This window comes from Photorhabdus khanii NC19 (genome assembly GCF_000517265.1).
GTDB lineage: Bacteria > Pseudomonadota > Gammaproteobacteria > Enterobacterales > Enterobacteriaceae > Photorhabdus > Photorhabdus khanii.
The window spans coordinates 412,209-432,366 of record NZ_AYSJ01000004.1 but is presented as its reverse complement, the minus strand read 5'-3'; the positions used below and the strand labels follow the sequence as shown (position 1 = coordinate 432,366).

The 20,158-nt window shown below is 43.3% G+C and carries 15 protein-coding genes; 8 read left to right on the top strand and 7 right to left on the bottom strand.

Annotated elements, in window-relative coordinates:
- Positions 1 to 19: 19 nt before the first annotated feature.
- The 3 genes from PTE_RS06355 to PTE_RS06345 all read left to right on the top strand — a co-directional run bounded on the left by PTE_RS06355 (position 20) and on the right by PTE_RS06345 (position 4,334).
- Positions 20 to 1,717 (top strand): carbamoyltransferase family protein, encoded by a 1,698-nt coding sequence (locus PTE_RS06355; RefSeq protein ID WP_036844107.1) that lies wholly within the window; start codon positions 20 to 22, stop codon positions 1,715 to 1,717.
- 123 nt (positions 1,718 to 1,840) lie between these two features.
- Positions 1,841 to 3,025 (top strand): MFS transporter, encoded by a 1,185-nt coding sequence (locus tag PTE_RS06350; RefSeq protein WP_036844106.1) that lies wholly within the window; start codon positions 1,841 to 1,843, stop codon positions 3,023 to 3,025.
- Between the two features lie 13 nt (positions 3,026 to 3,038).
- Positions 3,039 to 4,334, top strand: coding sequence for an ATP-grasp domain-containing protein (locus PTE_RS06345; protein WP_036844105.1), 1,296 nt, complete (start codon positions 3,039 to 3,041; stop codon positions 4,332 to 4,334).
- A 36-nt stretch (positions 4,335 to 4,370) separates the two neighbouring features.
- On the opposite strand, the gene PTE_RS06340 is transcribed toward PTE_RS06345, so the two are convergent.
- Entirely contained in the window at positions 4,371 to 5,081 is a 711-nt protein-coding gene (locus PTE_RS06340) for a helix-turn-helix domain-containing protein (RefSeq protein ID WP_036844104.1), read from the bottom strand.
- A 269-nt stretch (positions 5,082 to 5,350) separates the two neighbouring features.
- Here PTE_RS06340 and bamJ point away from each other — a divergent pair, with 269 nt between their 5' ends.
- Both bamJ and cysQ read left to right on the top strand, forming a co-directional pair.
- On the top strand, positions 5,351 to 5,971 hold the full coding sequence (bamJ, locus tag PTE_RS06335) for a BamJ family beta-barrel-assembly machinery protein (protein WP_036844103.1): 621 nt from the start codon (positions 5,351 to 5,353) through the stop codon (positions 5,969 to 5,971).
- Between the two features lie 147 nt (positions 5,972 to 6,118).
- Complete coding sequence (gene cysQ, locus PTE_RS06330; protein ID WP_036844102.1) at positions 6,119 to 6,862, top strand: 3'(2'),5'-bisphosphate nucleotidase CysQ; 744 nt, start codon at positions 6,119 to 6,121, stop codon at positions 6,860 to 6,862.
- Between the two features lie 169 nt (positions 6,863 to 7,031).
- Here cysQ and fecA read toward each other — a convergent pair whose 3' ends face one another.
- From fecA to PTE_RS06310, 4 genes are all read right to left on the bottom strand, one after another.
- The gene (gene fecA, locus PTE_RS06325) at positions 7,032 to 9,392 is read right to left on the bottom strand and encodes a TonB-dependent Fe(3+) dicitrate receptor FecA (protein WP_036844101.1); all 2,361 of its coding nucleotides are present in this window, start codon (positions 9,390 to 9,392) and stop codon (positions 7,032 to 7,034) included.
- A gap of 99 nt (positions 9,393 to 9,491) precedes the next feature.
- Complete coding sequence (gene fecR / locus PTE_RS06320) at positions 9,492 to 10,442, bottom strand: ferric citrate uptake sigma factor regulator FecR (protein WP_036844347.1); 951 nt, start codon at positions 10,440 to 10,442, stop codon at positions 9,492 to 9,494.
- Position 10,443: 1 nt separating this feature from the next.
- Positions 10,444 to 10,965, bottom strand: coding sequence for a ferric citrate uptake sigma factor FecI (gene fecI, locus PTE_RS06315; protein ID WP_036844100.1), 522 nt, complete (start codon positions 10,963 to 10,965; stop codon positions 10,444 to 10,446).
- A gap of 290 nt (positions 10,966 to 11,255) precedes the next feature.
- Complete coding sequence (locus PTE_RS06310) at positions 11,256 to 11,810, bottom strand: YtfJ family protein (protein ID WP_036844099.1); 555 nt, start codon at positions 11,808 to 11,810, stop codon at positions 11,256 to 11,258.
- A 288-nt stretch (positions 11,811 to 12,098) separates the two neighbouring features.
- On the opposite strand from PTE_RS06310, the gene PTE_RS06305 reads away from it, so the two are divergent.
- Positions 12,099 to 12,305 (top strand): DUF1107 domain-containing protein, encoded by a 207-nt coding sequence (locus PTE_RS06305; RefSeq protein WP_011148633.1) that lies wholly within the window; start codon positions 12,099 to 12,101, stop codon positions 12,303 to 12,305.
- A 102-nt stretch (positions 12,306 to 12,407) separates the two neighbouring features.
- Here the strand turns inward: PTE_RS06305 and paeA are convergent, their stop codons facing one another.
- A complete protein-coding gene (paeA, locus tag PTE_RS06300; RefSeq protein ID WP_036844098.1) occupies positions 12,408 to 13,739 on the bottom strand; it encodes a polyamine export protein PaeA in 1,332 nt (443 codons plus the stop codon).
- A 155-nt stretch (positions 13,740 to 13,894) separates the two neighbouring features.
- Entirely contained in the window at positions 13,895 to 14,542 is a 648-nt protein-coding gene (gene msrA, locus PTE_RS06295) for a peptide-methionine (S)-S-oxide reductase MsrA (RefSeq protein WP_036844097.1), read from the bottom strand.
- 115 nt (positions 14,543 to 14,657) lie between these two features.
- On the opposite strand from msrA, the gene tamA reads away from it, so the two are divergent.
- Complete coding sequence (gene tamA / locus PTE_RS06290; RefSeq protein WP_036844096.1) at positions 14,658 to 16,400, top strand: autotransporter assembly complex protein TamA; 1,743 nt, start codon at positions 14,658 to 14,660, stop codon at positions 16,398 to 16,400.
- The gene (tamB, locus tag PTE_RS06285) at positions 16,397 to 20,158 is read left to right on the top strand and encodes an autotransporter assembly complex protein TamB (RefSeq protein WP_036844095.1); all 3,762 of its coding nucleotides are present in this window, start codon (positions 16,397 to 16,399) and stop codon (positions 20,156 to 20,158) included. Before tamA ends, tamB begins: the two co-directional genes overlap by 4 nt.

Genomic DNA, 20,158 nt, shown 5'->3' with positions numbered 1-20,158 from the left:
AATGAGAGGGTAATAAGCAATGTATATATTAGGTTTAAATTCTGTTTACCATGAATCAGCCGTTTGTTTATTAAAAAATGGCGAAACTATTTTTGCCATTGAAGAAGAACGGTTAAATAGAAGGAAACATGGGAAACCAGCAAATGTCGATAATTCTGATGAACTACCATTGGCTTCAATTGAAGCTGCATTAGATTTTGCAGGCATTAAGTTGGAAGACGTGAGTCATATAGGATTTTCGATTGATCCGATAGAACGAAGAAAGTCAGTCTTTATTGATGAAGTAAAGGAGGAGGGAAGTTGGGGAAGCGTATCGGGTGAGTCAGTTTTCTATCGTAAAACGACTTCAGTACCAGAAATTTTGCAGTCGATGGGATTTCGTGGTCAGTTTCATTGGGTACCCCATCATACAGCTCATGCAGCATCTGCTTATTTTGTCTCGTCATTTGATAAAGCGTTAACGTTATCACTTGATGGTATTGGAGAGGATAATACCGCCGGCGTATATCTGGGCGATGGCAATAGTCTGAAAAAAATTAAAACTATTGAATACCCTAATTCAATCGGTTTTATGTGGGAGAAATTGGCAGAATTCTTGGGTTTCTCTGTATACGATGCTTGCAAAGTGATGGGAATGTCTGCTTATGGAACGCATGAAGGTTTTATGCCGGCATTCAAACAATTAGTCAAGATTTATGAGAAAGGGGAGTTTACTATCGATAATACTATTCTCAATTTCCGCAGTGAAGATTTTTCTAAATTAGAATCTTTATTTGGCATTGAGAAAAGAGTTCCTGGTGGAGAAGTTGCACAGGAATATTATGATATTGCCGCCTCTCTTCAGGAAATAACTGATGAGATAGTTTTAAATATGGCTCGTTATCATTTACAGGAAACAGCAACGAATAAGCTCTGCCTTGCCGGTGGTGTTGCATTAAATTGCATCACAAATAAACGGTTGTATGAAGAATTGGATATTGAAGATATCTTTGTACAACCTGCTGCGCATGATGCGGGTACTGCTACAGGTGCTGCGTTATTTATCTGGCATCAGATTCTTGGAAATGAGCAACGTTATCCTCTGCCTCACACTTATTGGGGGGTTGAATATAGTGACGATGATTACCAACGTAGTTTGAGCGCGCATGGCTTGGATTGGACATATGAAGAAAATATTCATGAGGTCGTCGCGGGCTTGCTGGCTGAAAATAATGTGGTTGGTTGGTTCCAGGGGCGGATGGAATTTGGGCCGCGGGCTCTGGGTAATCGTAGTTTGCTGGCAGACCCGAGAAATAAAGATATCCGGGATTTAATGAATCGTAAAATTAAGCATCGCGAAATGTTCAGGCCATTTGCGCCGAGTGTATTGCGTCAGCATGTCGCTGATTGGTTCCACGTTCGGAAAGAATTACCTGAAGCTGCAAAATATATGCTGTTGGCGATGGATGCTAAAGTTGATAAAGCATCGCAAATTCCAGCCGTCGTTCACGCAGATGGCACTGCCAGAGTTCAGGTTGTAGATAGTGAATCAAATTCAGGTTATGCTCGGTTGATTGAGGAATTTTATCGGAAAACAGGTGTTCCTTTGTTGCTAAATACCTCTTATAACGATAGTGAACCGATTGTTTGTTCACCTGATGATGCTATTAAAACTTTCATGAAAACAAATATTGATTATTTAGTTTTGGGGAATTATTTGATTAAATCGATTCATTAAAATTTGCGTAGTAAAAGTCTATCCCAGTAGGCGTAATTGATTAAGTAATTTGAGTATTGCCCAGACTCGAATTGATAAATAAAATAGCCTAATGGGATAGACAATAAGGTTGAGGTAATACTAATGATACACAGGATCATACTGGCTCGCTTTTTCTCTGTTTTTTCAGAAGCATTCGTGATGTTTGCTGTGCCTGTATTAGTGTATACCTCAACTAATAGCGCTTCACTTTCATCTTTTGCTTTTGGGCTTGAACGGTTATTCAGAGTCATATCACTTCCTATTTCTGGCTGGATGGGTGACAGGATGCATACACTAGTTATGTTATTCCTGAGTGATATTCTACGTTCATTGGTTTGTTTATTCCTTTTTATTCTTTCATTTATATATTCTGATAATAATATTGTATATATCATTATTCCTCTCTCATGTGTTTTATCCTTTTTTAGTGGAGCGGGTTATGTCAACCTCGAAGGTTTTGTCTCTAAAAACATTAATGCAATAGAGTTACCTTCTGTTAACTCTCGTTTGCAATTTGTTGAACAGTTTACTTATATTGCAGCACCGGCGGTGGTTGGTGTACTGGTTTATAAATTCAGCGTTTACGCCGTATTTGCATTTGCTTTTTTTCCTTTCCTGATTAGCAGCTTCATATGGTTTCAGCTACAACGGAAAAATCAGATTGCAGAGCATGCTAATAGAGAAGGTTATAATCTGCCTGCGATATTTAAATTCCTGATGGGAAACCCGTTGCTGCTACGGGTTATTAGCCTGACATTTCTGATGAATGTGATGCAAGGGGCTATCTTATCAACGGCTGTTTATGTTATCACCAGTATTTTTTCGCAGCCGGAAGAGAGTTATGCCCGGCTTTTGGCTTATGCAGGGGTGGTGAACTGTTGTGTATTTTTTGTTGCTCCGAAATTATGCCGTATTTTTGATGTGCGTATCGTTGGTGTGACGGCTTTTCTTATTGCGTTATGTGGTCTGACATTATTCGCTACCGGTCCGTTATTCGTTATTTATACATTGGGTTTCTTGCTGGTCATTGGTTCGGAAGGTTGTTTTAATCTTTTTTCCCGCTCTTACCGGGCAAGCCTTATTCCGAAGAAGAATTTTTCTCAGTATCTCGGTGTTGTGCTTGTTTTGAATCAAGTAGCGACACCTTTAACCAGTTTCATTTGTGCTAATTTACTGAACTATTTTTCCTACAATAGTATCTATTTGATATTCTCTGTATTTGTTTTATTGATGTTCGTCATTATTAATCCTTATCGTTCGCTTAAATTCAATTTGCATAATAGTTAATAATGGAGGAAATATGAGTTCGAAAAAATACTTGTTAGTACTTGATTATCTTCCGGCAAGACTGAATGAAATCGTTAATATCCGTGACTATATTCAGTATAATTATTCCCTTGAATTAGTGATTATTAGTGATATGTTGTCCGGTGAAGAGAAAGATATTACCCCATTTGTCTATCATATACCTGTGCGGATAGAAAATTATGTTGATAAAGTAATAGGTGTTCTTTCTGAACTTGATATGGCATGTGCCGGTATTCTTCCCTTTATGGATGCGGTGTCCGGGTATGCTGCTGTTATAGCGAAGAAACTGAATGTTTATGGTGATGATCCTGAATTAAGTTTCGCGGGTATTGAGAAATCTCAGTTTCGTCAACAAGAAACCCGTATATCGCCACTGCTTGCAGCCCAACATATTAAAACTCCGCGATACAGTTTCATTAATGATATTAAAGAACTGGAAGCATTTTATGATTCTGTTCCGTATGGTGTGGTTATTAAACCTAATTGTGGCCGGGCAAATTTCGGTGTAGTGGCGATTAAAGATAGGAATAAAATCCCAACGGCTTTTGCTCAATCTGTTGCGCAGTCTGGTGGCAACCCAATTCTTGCAGAAGAATTGATTATTTTCGATACAGAATATTCGTACGATGGTATTGGTTGTATGGCTTTTTTAACGCAAAAAGTCTCTCAGAAAGGTGAATATCCTGTTGAAATAGGGCAAATAGTTCCCGCGCAATGTGATGGAAGAAATGCTATTGCATTACATAAAGCAGGGCAAGCAATTAACCTGATTTCAGGGCAGACTCTCGGTGCATTCCATAATGAGATTAAGCAAGATAGTAAAACGGGAGAAACCTTCCTGGTTGAAACTAACCGTAGACCGGCAGGTATGCGTATTTGGGATATGGCTAATCGGGTATATGGTATAAGTTTGCAGGAGATTTGGGTTGATCACTTGGTTAAAGGATTTAGTGATCGAATGATATTACCCAAAGCGAAGGGTAGAGCATTTTTGATTAATTTACTGGCGGGTAAAGACGGAAAAATTGATGATAAATTTAGTAAAACAGTAGTAAATAGATTATTGTTAGTATCTATTGATAATATCTTGATGAAATTACATTATGATATTATTTCAATAGGGATTAATTTAGACAAAAATTCGTTGGTTTACGAAACACCAAAGAGCAATAATGATTTCTGTGGTTATGTTTGTGTGCATATTAATGACGAGCATATCAAATGTGAATCCCTGATGAATGAAATTAATGATGCCTGGAGAGATATTTTGAAAAATTATATTTTATAATTTCATATGATTAGAGCCTCATTTTGGCTCTAATTGCTATATGATCAGGTTGTATGCTATTGCTTTAGCAACCGCAGCGACTTTATTGGGAACAACTAATTTCTCCATAATATTATTGATATGGAAATTAACTGTTCTTGTTGAAATTTCCAGTATATTGGCTATTTCAGCAGAGGTTTTTCCTTCACAAGTCCATCTTATTACTTCGACTTCTCTTGTGGACAGTGTTGGGACGATTATTTTATCCTCTTTATTCTTTAAGTTATTGAATGTTTCCACGCATTCATTTGCTAATATGCCTAACATGCCTGCTTTATTAAGTATCTCATTGTGAGAAATGGCGCCTTCTTTTCTGGCGACTGAAAAAATTGATCTTTCTCCATGAGAGCCTTTTATTTTAATTGAGAGACTATTTTTAACTTCGTCTATATTTGATTTTTTAATCATAAAATCAGCATTTTTTGATATTTTTTCATTGCAAATGGAAGGTATGGAAAAAGTATAATCACCGTTCATTAATTGGTCGCTGTCGTGATTACTATTTTGATTATAATTGTTTGCGGTTTCTATATTTAAATTGGTTATTAAAACATATTTTTTTGTCGTGAATGGGTATTTTTCTTCCTGATAAATTGAGTAAAATTCAAAACCCAGATAATTTATCGCGTTTAACAATTTCTTTTCTAATTCCGGCATGGTCTTGGATTTCTGAATTTCTGATAAAATCTCATTAAATGACGTATTCATAAGATTTTCCTCATTATATAATATTAGCAGTAGAATTAATTCTATATCAATAATATTTTATTTATATAATCAATTGGAAGTAAAAATATTTTAAAAGAATTTACTTGTATTATAACCTTTAAGAAATGGATATGCCACTTAGAGTTATACCGAATATTGAGTTTTATATATTTCGGTGAGACGTATCCTCCAGTGATATCTTCGGTTTACCCTGTTACATAGCACTGTTATGCTTGCAGGCCTAATTTAATTTGATCACAGGTATTTTCATGGCAAAACTTTCTTTTGACTCTATCGAAGCGCAAGCAAGTTATGGGGTTGGCTTACAAGTCGGTCAGCAATTACTGGAATCGGGTCTGCAAGGTCTGGAGCCTGAAGCTTTGCTGGCAGGGTTATGTGATGCGCTGGAAAGTCGTTCTCCAGCGGTGCCGGTTGATATACTGCATCGTGCTTTACGTGAGATGCATGAGCGTGCAGACGGTGTGCGTCGTGAACGCCAGCAGGCTATGGCAGAAGAGGGTCAGAAGTTTCTGGCAGAAAACGCCCAGCGCGATGGTATCAGTACGACAGAATCTGGTTTACAGTTCTCAGTACTAAAACAGGGTGATGGAGCAATTCCGTCCCGTACTGACCGGGTGAGTGTTCATTATACAGGTCGCCTGATTGATGGCACTGTGTTTGACAGTTCAGTAGAACGTGGTGAACCTGCCGAATTCCCAGTGAATGGTGTGATTGCCGGATGGATCGAAGCATTAACCCTGATGCCTGTCGGTTCTAAATGGGAACTTTATATCCCATATGATTTGGCTTATGGTGAGCGTGGTGCCGGCGCATCGATTCCTCCATATAGCGCACTGATTTTTGAAGTGGAATTACTGGATATTCTATAATTTTATCCAGAAATATGATTAAAAATAGCCGGTATATCCGGCTGTTTTTGTTTTGGTGATGGCAATAAAATTCTTACAATTCCGGCAGAAGATCGATTGATAATATAGTCTAAAATGATAACAGATAACTAACCGTAGAGGTGTATGATGCTAGAACAAGTCTGCCAACTGGCCCGGGAAGCTGGCGCGGCTATTATGACAATTTATCAGGATGAACATCCCCTGAAAGTTGATCATAAACAGGATGATTCACCGATTACTATTGCTGATATTGCGGCTCATAAAATCATTAAAGCCGGATTATCCCGTATTGCACCGGACATTCCATTGTTGTCGGAAGAAGAGCCTCCTGCCTGGGAGGAGAGGCGTGATTGGAAGCGCTATTGGTTAGTTGATCCTTTGGATGGAACCAAGGAGTTTATTAATCGTAACGGTGAATTTACGGTTAATATCGCTCTGATTGATGGGGGAATTCCTGTGATGGGGGTGGTGTACGCTCCTGCGCAGGATACGCTTTATTTTGGGCAAGGACGACAGGCATGGAAAAAAACCTGTGGTGGTCAATGTTTGCCGATTAAAATTCGTGATGCTAATCCTCCAATGGTGGTAGTCAGCCGCTCTCATATGGATACAGAATTGGAGGATTATCTCAATCAGTTAGGTGAACATCATACGGTTTCTGTGGGTTCTTCATTAAAGTTCTGTCTGGTGGCCGAAGGAAAGGCGCAACTTTATCCCCGTTTTGGACCAACTAATATCTGGGATACCGCAGCAGGTCATGCTGTGGCAATTGCGGCCGGTGCTCATGTAACAAACTGGAAAGGCCAGACTCTGGATTATACGCCTCGTGAATCATTCCTGAATCCGGGATTTAGAGTAACAATTTTTTAGTAAATGAGGGTAAAACTACCTTTCTCATCCTGCACCGTGACTGCGAGGGCACGGGTCAGGTTGGTGGAGAAGAGCAAAGCGATAAACATAACGCGAATCAGTGCAGACATAACTGAACTCCAGAAATAGCAAAGCCGGGCAATGGCCCGGCGAAAGGGTTAACGTAGCATCAGAACTTCAGTGAGCCTTGCATATAGAATATGCGCGGCTGCCCGGCGTAGATGCCTTTATTGTTATCATCATAGGAACGGGTGTAATACTCGTGGTCGAAAATGTTTTTCACCCCAAAGGCTAGAGTCAGATTGGCCATTTGTGGGCCGAAGTCATACGCCATGCGCGCATCCCACAGCATAAAGCCCGGTATGCGGCCGGTGCTGCCATCGACACTTTCCTGTACGGTGTTAACGTTATCAGCAAACTGACCAGACTGGAATTCGCTGTTGAGGTTGAAGGTCCAGTTGCCAGGTTTGTAATCCATACCAAGTGTACCTTTATGCTTTGGTGAGAACGGCACTTGATTCCCGTAGGTATCGCCTTTTTCACGAATTTCTGCGTTCACATACGTGTAGTTGGCGTAAACCGAAACGTTCTCCAGTTTAGGCGTAAGCTCGGAAAGATTGTAACGTGCCTGAGTTTCCAGCCCAGTGTGTCGGGTTTTCCCACGTGCTGTAACAGTATCGTTGGTCTGGTTGGAGTCGTATTGATTGTTGAAGTTAATCAGGAACAGCCCCATTTCCGCCGTCAGAGCGCCATCGTCGTAGCGGGTTCCGACTTCCCAGGTTCGCGCTTTTTCCGGTTCTACATTGCCGCTCCGCACCGCCTTACCAATCTGGCTGTACTGTACGGTACCGAATGAGCTTTCCGTATTGGCATAAAGATTCCAGCTGTCAGTAACGTGATAAAGAACGTTGAGTGCAGGCAGCGGCGCATTGTAGCTCACTTCTTGGCGGGTGCCTTTCAGGTTGTTGTTTTGGATGGATTTGATATGTTCGAATCGTATCCCTGGCGTGATGGTCCAGTTGCCGATATCAATGCGGTCGTCAATGTACCAGGCATGAGCCTCGGTGCCAGAGCGGGTATTACGGTCATAAGGACTCGACGTGCTGGGTAATTCGCCGCTGCGGGTGGCGGTGTAGTAACGCATTTCGTGACTGGATTCATTCACGTAGCGGTAGCCAATTCCTACTTCATGGGCTGAAGGCCCTAAATTGAAGAGCTGGCTATAGCGCGGTTCGATGCTGCGCACCCAGTATTCCCGTGGGGAAAGGGTAATGCGTTTGCCCTGCTCGAGATAACCGCTGCGCAAGGTATGGGTATATAAGCTCTGAATATTGAATTTGTGCTGCTGGTCGGGTTGATACTGATAGCTGAGGCTTGCGAGCTGACGGCGGCCCCAGAAGCGATCATATGGGCGAGTGGATTGCCAGCGATTGGCATCGTAATCGGCGCGTGAAAGACCTCCTGGCATATCCGCATTGCCATCATAATATTGCAGCAGGCTGTTGAAGGTGTGCGCTTCATTGGGTACATAGCGGTTTTTGAGCATCACGTCGTCAATGTGCGTGGCGCTGTGCTCGCGCCAGTCGCTGCCACGTGTACCGGAGTAGAGAAGCGCCGTGCCGAAACCGTTATCTGCCGTACCTCCAATCATCAGATTATGGGTTTCTTTTGGATTGTTTTGTGAAGATGTGGGGCTAAGCTGGCCTTCCACACTTGCATCAATACCAAAATCCTGCGGGATAGCACGAGTCACGAAATTCACCACACCACCTACGCTTTGTGGTCCGTAACGCACAGCACCGCCACCGCGTACTACGTCTACGGCGTCCATGTTGCCGAGAGATACTGGTGCCAACGATAGCTGTGGCTGGCCGTAAGGCGCGAAGGGTACCGGAACGCCATCCATCAGAACCGTAGAGCGGCTGGCAAGACGCGGGTTCAGGCCACGAATGCCGAAGTTCATCGCCAGGTCGTGGCTGCCGGTACCGTTGTTTTCCGGTGCGTTGACGCCAGGAATGCGGTTTAGCACTTCACGCATTGTTGTTGCGCCTGTTTTGGCAAAATCTTCACGGCGGATGACATCGCGTGCGCCTGCATGTTCAAACACGTCAGTTTCACGAGCATCGCCTAGCCAGTCGCCTATCACGGTCATCGAGTCTTTCTGCGTGACAGAAGCGGGTTCGAGCGTGAACGTGTTATCACCCAACGTTTTCGCCTGTAAATCAGTACCGGCCAGTAAGATGTTCAGTCCATCGGTGATGGAATAATCGCCGTGTAGGCCGCTACTCTGTTTGCCGCGCGTTAAGTTGGCATTTACTGAAAGGGTAATACCCGCGCGGGTGGAATATTGATTGAGAACTTTATCCAGTTCGCCTGCATTAATGTCATAGTGTGCGCTAGCTGGCGCCACCGAAGCATACGCGATCCCCGAGGTTAGGCAAGCCACCGGTAACAGGCTCAAACGAATCGCTATTACCAGCGGTGTTGTTTTGTGAAGCGCGCGCAGTGGCCGTGCACGTAAAGGCATCATACATGTCTCCATAATCATTTTGTTGCTGTATTCACTTATAAGTCGAATGAAGAGGTAAAAAGGGATAATCGAAAATGATTATTTTTACGTTAATGATTTTTATGCGGGCAGAACATTCACCCAGTAACGGGTAATGTATTGAATCTTAACGGGAAGTGTTTTTTCTATGACGGTTAATGCTGTATCGGTATTTTTTATCGGGAAAGTGCCGCTTAACCGTAGTGAGGCGACAGTTGGGTCGCAGCGTAATACGCCGTTGCGATAACGGGCGAGGGTCGCTATCACTTCACTCAGTGGTTTGTCGCTGAAGCTTAATATACCCTGCGTCCACGCGTTGTCTTCGGCGATTGCCGTTGTCAGTTCGCTAAAGTCGGTGGCGCTGAATTTTAAGCTTTCACCCTGACGTACAATATATTTGCGGTCAGCACCGGTCAGCATCACCTCTACGGCATGCTGCTGCACGCTAACTAGCGTGGTGTTGCCTTCCTGACGAACTGTAAATTGGGTACCCAGCGCGGTCAGTTGTGCCTGGCGGGTTTGTACGCGCAATAACCTTGTTCCCACATCGTGCCCGGTGGTGATGGCAATTTCGCCATACCAGAGATGCACCAGACGTTGCTGAGAGTCAAAACGGACATCTACTGCGCTGTCAGTATTGAGTGTAAGCAGTGTGCCATCGTTCAGTCGATGATGCTGAATATCCCCTTTAGCAGTACGGTAATCGGCTCGCAGACCTTCTCCCGCTTCTGAGTACCACAGTTGCCAGATACCGCCAACCCCTAGTAGCAACAGCATGCTTTTCATCATTCTGCGGCGTGACAGGTGCGCTTCCTGCAGTGTGCGGCTTGCCACATTGTCTGGCACCATAAACATTTGGTTACGCAGATTTTCCACCTGTTGCCACGCCCACTGATTATCCTGATGCTGCTCGTACCAACGCTGCCATTTTTCGGTTTGCCGTGGGCTTGTTTGATCGCTGCTCAGTACTGCATACCAGTGTGATGCTGATTTTAGGGCCTGGAGACGAGAATTGGTCAACATGGTATTCATATCAGAATCCATGCTCCAGGCGAAACAGTAAGCAATGCTCGGTGGCTTTGGCCATATATTTTTTCACGGAACTGACAGACACATTAAGACGTGAAGCGATGTCGCTGTAGGTCAGACTTTCAAGCTGAGACAGTAAAAAGGTTTGGCGCATTTTGCTGCTCAGGCCATCGATCATCTGGTCGATTTGTTGGAGCGTTTCAAGTTGACACTGGCGAATTTCTGGCGAGGGTATAAGCTCCTCAGGCTGTTGCGCAAGCAGTTCCAGATAGGCTTTTTCCAGAGCGTTGCGGCGAAACAGATCGATCATCACCCTTTTGGCGATAGTGCAGAGGAAGGATTTTGGGTCGCGAATTGTCTGTAGCGAGTCATTAGTTATCACGCGGAGGAAGGTATCCTGCGCTACGTCGTCGGCGTCAAAGGACGATTGCAGTTTGCGCGTGAGCCAGTTTTTCAGCCAGCCGTGATGCGCGCCGTAAAACGATTCAAGCGTCAGCTCAGCGGAAACAACAATGTAGTCAGACATAGCTTTATAATATCAAAAGTTAATAATCACGGTATCATCTTAATGTGAGAATGGTAATCATTACAATTGTTCTTGAAGGTTTTTATTTCATGTTAACGTGGTGTCGAGTAAGTGTGGTCGCGAGACTTGTCGCGGTTTCTTAAGATGTTGGAGTGTAAACACTGTTTACGTGATGCTGAAAATTGCTGCTCTTAAGCAAAGCTGACGTTAAATAAGTTGCTTCTCAGTAGGGCGGTGGTGATAAGGGCAAACCGAAACATATCCGCAAGTCGTTATCACCACTGATGTTTTTACTGTAATTCTTGACGAACCAATTCAATTACCTGTTTGATTTCGTTGCTGTTTAGCTTACCTTCTTTGGCAAACTTCGCGACGCCGTTTTTATCCAGGACAATAATGGCAGAATTTTTGGGTTCCAACTGCCAGGTTTTCTTGACTACACCATTGCTGTCAGCAATAAACTGCGACCAAGGAAACTCTTTTTTACTGTCTTCAATACTGCTGCGGACAAATGGTCCAGTACCAAATATGGCATCACTAACATTGATGATGGTGGTTGTTTGGTATTTTTCTTTTGAAAAATCAGCACGTTTTATTTCTTCTATCAGCGGAGCATTCAGTTCTTTTGCTGCACTACGACCTGCAATATGTTGTATGACTCTCACTTTTCCGATCAGTTTTCCACTATCCCAATTTTGGTAGCTAAACTTATTATTGTTGAGTAACAACTCACCTTTATCAGAAACACTGGCCGCAGGAACCTTTTGTTCCAGGTTAATGTTGTGAGCGAATGCCAGAGTAGGAGAACAAAGTAGCGCAGCATATAACATAAAATTCTTGATCATAATTTTTCCTTTGTAAGTGAATGTGACGATGCACGGGTCTTTAGCATAGCGGTTATCAGTTGATTTATCTCTTTAAAGAAGATCAATTTTTTAACATTAAATAAGAGATAAATTTACATAATTATGCATATCTAGATATCTGTCATTTTATGTAAAGTTAGTACATAAAACTGAAAATGGGGGGAACAAAATCCGATAAATTAAGTCTACTATTCTACATAACGGTGTGGTGCATGGAGCTGGTTCACCAAACGTAACCGTAAGAAGCATAGGAGGAAAAAAGCAGAGATGAAAATTTTTCACCGATATAACCCACTGAAAATTGCTCTCTACGTTAAAACTTTATTCCGTGGACGTTTATACATTAAAGATATGGGGGCTTTTGAATTCGACTGCGGCAAAATTTTACCGCCGAAGGTGAGAGACAAACGCCATTTTAGTGTGATGAGTGAAGTTAATCAGCAGGTGCTACGTTTGCAGGCTGAAATAGGATAGATAACGAGAATAGCCGCGAGCAGCATACTGAATAATCTGCGCCACAATAAGTGGCGCTTAACACAGAATATTAAACGGCCTCAGTTTAGGAATAGGCCGTTTTTATTTATCATCATTGATGGTTGGATTGTGAGCCGAAGCCGTGGTGGGGGTGTCAGTGATTTTTGTGACTAATAGCTGATCGATTTTGTAGTTATCAATATCGACAACTTCGAACTTATAACCAGCAAACTTGACCGAATCAGTACGTTTTGGAATTTTCCGCAACCGGAACATCATAAAGCCTGCAATGGTTTCGTAGTTACTGGAATCAGGAAAATCATCAATATCCAGTACCCGCTGTACATCATCAATCGGTGTTCCGCCTTCAACCAGCCATGAATTTTCGTCCCGGACAACAATCTGTTCTTCTTGCCCCTGACCAACCAAATCACCCATCAGGGTAGTCATCACATCATTGAGGGTAATCACCCCCATGACCAGCGCATATTCATTCAGGATAATAGCGAAATCTTCACCGGCAGCTTTAAAACTTTCCAGGGCATCTGAAAGCGTTAAGGTATCTGGAATGATCAGCGCGTTGCGGATCTGGACACCTTTATTGAAGTTCAGGCTCTGACCACTCAGGACTTGGTTAAGCAGATCTTTGGAATCCACATAACCGATAACATGATCAATATCTCCGTCACATATCAGATACTTGGAATGTGGTTGGGTGGAAACCTGTTGTTTGATACTTTCTTCGCTTTCATTCTTATCAAAGTAGACGACGCTTTCCCGTGAGGTCATGGCAGAAGGAACGGTGCGGGATTCGAGTTCGAATACGTTTTCAATCAGTTCATGTTCTTGTTTACGCAGGATACCAGCAACAGCGCCTGCTTCCACAACCGCGAAAATATCATCAGATGTGATGTCTTCATTACGTGCCATCGGAATTTTAAAGATCTTGAAGATAAGATCAGCCAGTCCATTAAACAACCAAACTAATGGACGGAAAATGGCCAGACAGAAACGCATTGGATTAACGATTTTCACCGCGACAGCTTCTGGTTTGATCATTCCGATACGCTTTGGTGTCAGGTCAGCAAGTAAAATAAATGTACTGGTCACAATGATGAATGAACAGATAAAGCCGAGTTGTTCTGCCCATTCAGGACGCATAAATTGAATGAAAAAAGTTTTCAGTGAAGGAGAGAATGCCGATTCGCCGACAATACCTGCCAAAATGGCGACTGCGTTCAGGCCGATTTGCACAACGGTAAAAAACATTCCTGGAGATTCTTGTAATTTGAGGACATGAGCTGCGTTGACATTACCTTCATCTGCCATCAGTTTTAATTTGATTCGCCTTGAGGCGGCGAGAGAGATTTCAGATAACGAAAAAAAGGCACTGATTGTGCACAGTAAAAGCACCACTAGTAAACTATTTAGCATAAGGTATCCGTGTTTTACCTCCGGTGATAGGGTAGGTTTTCGTTGAAAGAACACCGGAGGAAACAATAAAAATCATATAAAATAAAAAGTTGCAATAAATGCTTAGAAAGCTATTGATTAGTGTATTAATTATAACATCAGTTTAGGTGAGCCGGCTAGTTTTTGCCCACTTGTGGCAGGCAAATGCCAATACCGCCTAATCCGCAATACCCCTCAGGATTTTTAAACAGATACTGCTGGTGATAGTCTTCAGCAAAATAGAATGGCCCGGCTTCTGTGATCTCGGTTGTAACAGGTCGGTTATCTTCTTGTTGTTGCATGGCTTTTTGGAAGCGTTCACGGCTGGCTAATGCCAGTTCATGTTGCTGAGGTGACACAGTATAAATCGCGGAACGATACTGAGTACCAATATCCCCTCCCTGACGCATTCCTTGAGCCGGGTCGTGGTTTTCCCAGAAAAGTTTTAACAGGTTTTCGTAACTATTTTTTGCCGGATCATAAACGATTCTGACAACCTCAGCGTGGCCGGTCAAACCGCTACAGACTTCTTCATAAGTTGGATTGGGTGTTGTACCACCGCTATAACCCACAGAGGTCGTGTAAATATCAGGTTGTTGCCAGAACAGCCGTTCTACGCCCCAGAAACATCCCATACCAAAATAGGCAACTTCCATATTCGCTGGAACAGGCTCTATTGCATGATTGGTGACAGTATGGTTAGGTGAAACTTTAAGTGGTTCAGCTCTGCCAAGTAAGATACTTTTAGAATCGGTAGATAGGATTTTATTAGCTGAAGTTGGCACAATTCCCTCCTGTAATTATTAGGTTTTCAGATATTGATAGATTGTATATATTATAAACTTTACTCAAGTTAAATTTTATTATAGTCAAATTATTCCGATCAGGTTAGGAGTTCGCGTGTCGAGATACCCCGTTTTATGTTTTCTTTGTATGTCTATCGCAACTCCCATCGCTCATAGTGCTAGTCTTCGCCTGAAAATAGAAGGATTAACCGGCAGTTTAGAAAAAAATGCCCGGGTTCATCTTTCTACCATCAGTACTGACGAAGTTGCGGCAGATGGTCGCTTCCGTTCTCGTGTAGATAAAGCGATTCGTGAAGGTCTGCGTCCCCTTGGTTATTATGAACCTATTATTGAATTTACCTATCAGGAAAATAAACCCCCCGCTCGCTCGGTATTAACAGCAAAAGTCACCGCAGGTGAACCTGTAAGGATTGCCGGTGTTAATGTTGTTTTGGACGGTGGGGCTAAGACAGATGGAGATTATGCCAAACTGGTTAAAAGCAAAAGCCCAAAAAAGGGAACAATTCTTAATCATGGTGGCTATGAAAGCTTTAAAGGTTCTCTGACCGGGCTTGCTATTAGAAAAGGTTATTTTGACGCCATCATGAAAAAGAGCCAATTAGGTGTTGCCAAAGAGCGGCATGAGGCATTCTGGGATTTTAATTTTAACAGTGGTGAGCGTTATCACTTTGGTCAGATACATTATCGTGGCTCACAAATTCGTGAAGATTATCTGAGTCACTTGGTGCCGTTCAAAGAAGGGGATTTTTATACCTCGGAACAATTGGCAGAATTCAACCGGCGGCTGGCAGAAACTGGTTGGTTTAATTCAGCGCTTGTGACACCTGATTTTAATGCTGCCAGAAAAAGTGGTAATAAGATTCTCCCTCTTGATGCGGTATTAACACCACGTTCCAAAAACTATGTTGAACTGGGGGGGGGTTATGGAACAGACGTTGGGCCACGGGTAAAAGCTAAGTGGACAAAACCGTGGCTGAATTCTCGTGGACATAGCCTTGGCACGAGTATCAACCTTTCTGCACCTGAACAGGTGATTGATGCTACCTATAAAATGCCGCTGAAAGCGAACCCGCTGGAGCAATATTATGCGTTGCAGACGGGTTATAAACGTAAGGATGTCAACGATACCGTATCAGATACTGCGACGGTGAACCTTTCCCGTAATTGGGATCTTTCAACTGGTTGGCAGTATGGGATCAATATGCGCTGGAGCCTCAGCCACTTTACTCAAGCTAATGTCACGAATACGGCTATGTTGTTGTATCCGGGAGTGAACGTGAGTCGTATCCGCCAACGTGGGGGTACGATGCCTTATTGGGGCGATAGCCAGCGTTATTCCATTGATATTTCTGATACCCTTTGGGGTTCTGATGTGGATTTTCTGGTATTACAGGCGCAAAACGTTTGGATCAGAACTTACTGGGATAACCATCGTTTTGTTGCCCGGGGTAATTTGGGTTGGATAGAAACCAATGAGTTCCAGAAAGTCCCTCCTGATTTACGTTTCTTTGCCGGTGGTGATCGCAGTGTTCGTGGTTACAGGTATCAGAAAATTTCTCCTAAAGACGATAAAGGAAAATTGACCGGTGCATCCATGCTGATCGTGGGTTCACTTGAGTATCAATATAACGTAACGGGTGATTGGTGGAGTGCTGTTTTTGTCGATACCGGTGAAGCAATTAATGATGTTAGAAGGAGCAATTTTAAAACCGGCGCAGGTGTTGGTGTGCGTTGGGCTTCTCCTGTCGGACCCATTAAGTTTGATCTTGCCAGGCCAATAGGGGATTCAGAATCCCGTAATATCCAGTTTTACATCGGGTTAGGATCTGAATTATGAAATGGATTAAGAAGATCAGTATTGCTTTTTTGCTGATTATTATATTGTTGGTTATTGCTGTTGCCGGATTGGTAGGGACGCAATCTGGCCTGCATACTATGATTAACAGTGCCGCCCGTTGGGTACCGGGGCTGGATATTGCCGATGTTAGTGGTGGCTGGCGTGATTTGACCTTGAAAGGTATCAGGTATCAGATGCCCGGTGTTGATGTTAATGTGAATCAACTCCACCTTTCGCTGCGTCTTTCCTGTCTGAAAAATAGTCAGTTATGTATTAATGCATTGACGACAGAAGGCGTAAAAGTCGCGATTAACACTAAACAATTGCCACCTGTGGGAGAGCCGTCGCCAGAATCAGAGCCTCTGACTGAACTGAAAACGCTGTATCCGATTTCACTTAATTTGCTATCCATTAAAAATGCCGCAGTCACCGTAGATGATAAGGTATTTGCCCTTGATGAATTCAGGACCGCAGCTGAGTGGCAGCAAAAGGCATTAATTCTTAAGCCAACAAAAATCACTGGATTGCTGGTGGGATTGCCAAAAACAACTCCTGAGCAATTGAAAACAGCGAAAGCAAAGCGGGAAGTTGAGCCGGAAAAGTCGTTGGGAGAAATCCTCAAGACATTGTTCTCTCAGCCGCTATTGGCAACGTTACCGGAAGTGCCTATTCCACTGGATATTACTGTCGAAGAGATCAGTGGGAAGCAATTACGGCTAACCGGTGATACCAATATCATAATCAATGACTTATTACTGCAACTGAGTAATCAGGGGCAGCAGATTCAGCTTGATAAATTGAATGTAAAGGCGCCGGAAGGTTCTTTAGCCGTTCATGGTTCCGCGACGTTGGCACAGCAATGGCCGGTAAAGCTGTCAATAAAAGGTGAGATAGATCAGCAAGAGATTCAAGGGCAAAAAGTTGACTTGAAGCTTAATGGAGCCTTGCTGGAGCAACTCAACTTAATTCTGAATTTGTCTGGCCCTGTCAGAGCTAAAATTGATGCCCAGGCGGAATTGGCTAAGACAGGTTTGCCAGTGCGTATGACGCTTGAGAGCCAGCAACTGAGCTGGCCTTTGACGGGGGAGCCTGAATATCAGCTTGATAACGTAAAAATGCGCCTGAATGGTAAAGCGAGTGGTTATGATTTGTCATTGCGTTCGGGCATTAAAGGTAATGAAATTCCACCGGCATTATTGGTGCTGGATGCTAAAGGTAATGAAGAACGCTTTAAGTTGACCCGCTTGCGCTTGTCTGCTTTGCAGGGAAGGACTGAACTGGTCGGTGTGGCAGATTGGAGTAAGGCGGTAAGTTGGAATGCGGTGTTGACACTCTCTGGAATCAATACTGTTAAACAGTGGCCGGAATGGCCAGCTGAAATAGAGGGGAAAATAGTGACTCGTGGCAGTTTGCACGGTGGTAGCTGGCAGCTCCGAATCCCGGAAATCACGCTTGATGGTAATGTAAAACAGAACTTGATAAAAGCGAGGGGTAAGATTTCGGGTAATGCAGCTGGTCAGTGGAATATTCCTCAATTTGAGCTGGCTTTGGGGCGTAATAAAATCAATCTCCAGGGACAGTTGTTCAAACAGTGGCAACTTGATGGCGATATCAGAGCACCGAGGTTGGATGGCTTATTACCGGGGCTTGGCGGTGTCGTTAATGGGACGTTGAAACTGCGTGGTAATATGCAAGCGCCTCAAATTCTGGCTGATCTGAATGCTAATGGGTTGAAATGGCAGGATTTGCGCATTGATAGTGTGAATGTGAAGGGAGATGTACGTTCTGCTGCGCAGATCCAGGGCGATCTGGCTATCAAAGTCGGCCAGTTGAAACAGGCTGATTTAATCGTTCGTAGTTTGACGTTGAATGCTAAGGGCAATGAAAAACAACATAATTTGCAACTGAATGTCGATGGTGAGCCGGTTGCCGGTCAACTTGCGCTTAATGGTAGTTTTGATCGCAAGCAACAACGATGGAAAGGCAGTATCAATAATACCCGTTTTGATACTCCGGTTGGCGAATGGCGTTTAACCAAAGCTATTACTATTGATTATCTCAATCAGCAGCAGAAAGTCACTGTGGGTACTCATTGTTGGTTGAATCCACATGCACAGCTCTGCGTACCGAAACCCATTGAAGCGGGTGCCAGCGGTAGTGCATCTATTGTTCTTGATCGTTTTGATCTTGCTATGATTCAACCATTACTGGAGCCTGAAACACATTTGAAAGGTGTATTCAGTGGTAATGCTGATGTTAAATGGAGTGCTGGAGGTGGATTGCCTCAGGCCAACGTTAATTTGCGTGGTGATGCGGTGCAGGTTAAGCAAGTGATTGATGGCATCGCATTACCTGTAGATTTTCAAACCCTGACACTCAATGCAGGCTTGAAGAATGGAGCCGCAGAGCTGAATTGGCTGTTTAAAATTATGGGAAATGGTCAGTTTAACGGTGCGGTACAGGTTGCTGATCTTGAAGGGCCTCGCAAACTATCAGGCAATATCGGTATTCAGGATATTTCACTGGCGTTGATCGAACCGATTCTTGGAAAAGGTGATAAGGCAGAAGGTCATTTGAACGCTAACCTGCGTCTGGGCGGAAATGCTAAAAATCCATTACTGTTTGGTCGGTTGAGCCTGAGCGCACTGCAAGCTTCGGGTCATTGGATTCCATTTGATATTACTCAAGGGCAACTTGGTGTAAATTTTGATGGAATACGTTCCGATCTTGATGGTGTTATCAAAACCCCGAAGGGGCAACTTAACCTGAATGGTGATGCTGACTGGCGTAATTTGGATGCGTGGCATGCAAGAATTGCCGCTAACGGTGATAAGTTGAGGGTAACTTTTCCACCAATGGTGAAAATTGATGTCAGCCCTGCTCTGGTGTTTGAGGCTTCTCCCCAGTTACTGAAATTGGATGGTAACGTTGATATTCCCTGGGCGCGTATTACAGTTAAAGAACTACCTGAATCGGCTGTTGAGGCTTCATCGGATGAGATTATATTGGGTGAGAATCTTCAGCCGTTAGAAGTGAAAAAAGCGTCAATCCCGATTCAAAGTAATTTGACGATTCATATAGGCGATGATGTTCGACTCAGTGCATTTGGCCTCAAAGCGAAACTTAGAGGTGTTCTGAAAGCTGTTCAGGGTGAGCAAGGCCTGGGTTTGAATGGTCAAGTTGATATTCTCGATGGCCGTTTCCATGCTTATGGACAGGATCTGATTGTCCGTAAAGGGATGATTGTGTTTTCAGGTCCACCGGATCAACCATTGCTTAATATTGAGGCTATCCGGAATCCGGAATCAACTGATGGTCGTGTTATTGCTGGGGTGAGAGTTACCGGTTTGGCGGATCAGCCAAAAGTGGAAATTTTCTCAGAACCTGCTAAATCACAACAAGAAGCGCTTTCTTACTTGTTGCGTGGTGAAGGGTTGGAGAGCAGTGGCTCAGACAATTCCCAGATGACGGCAATGTTGATAGGTTTGGGGGTTGCGCAGAGTGGTCAGTTGGTAGGTAAAATCGGTGAAATATTTGGTGTTTCCGATTTAGCGCTGGATACTCAAGGGGTTGGTGATAAATCACAAGTAGTTGTTAGCGGAAAGATCACAAAAGATCTGCAAGTTAAGTATGGTGTTGGTATATTTGATTCACTGGCAACATTAACTTTACGCTATAGGTTAATGCCTAGATTGTATCTGGAAGCAGTGTCTGGTATTGATCAGACATTGGATTTGCTCTATCAGTTTGAGTTTTAA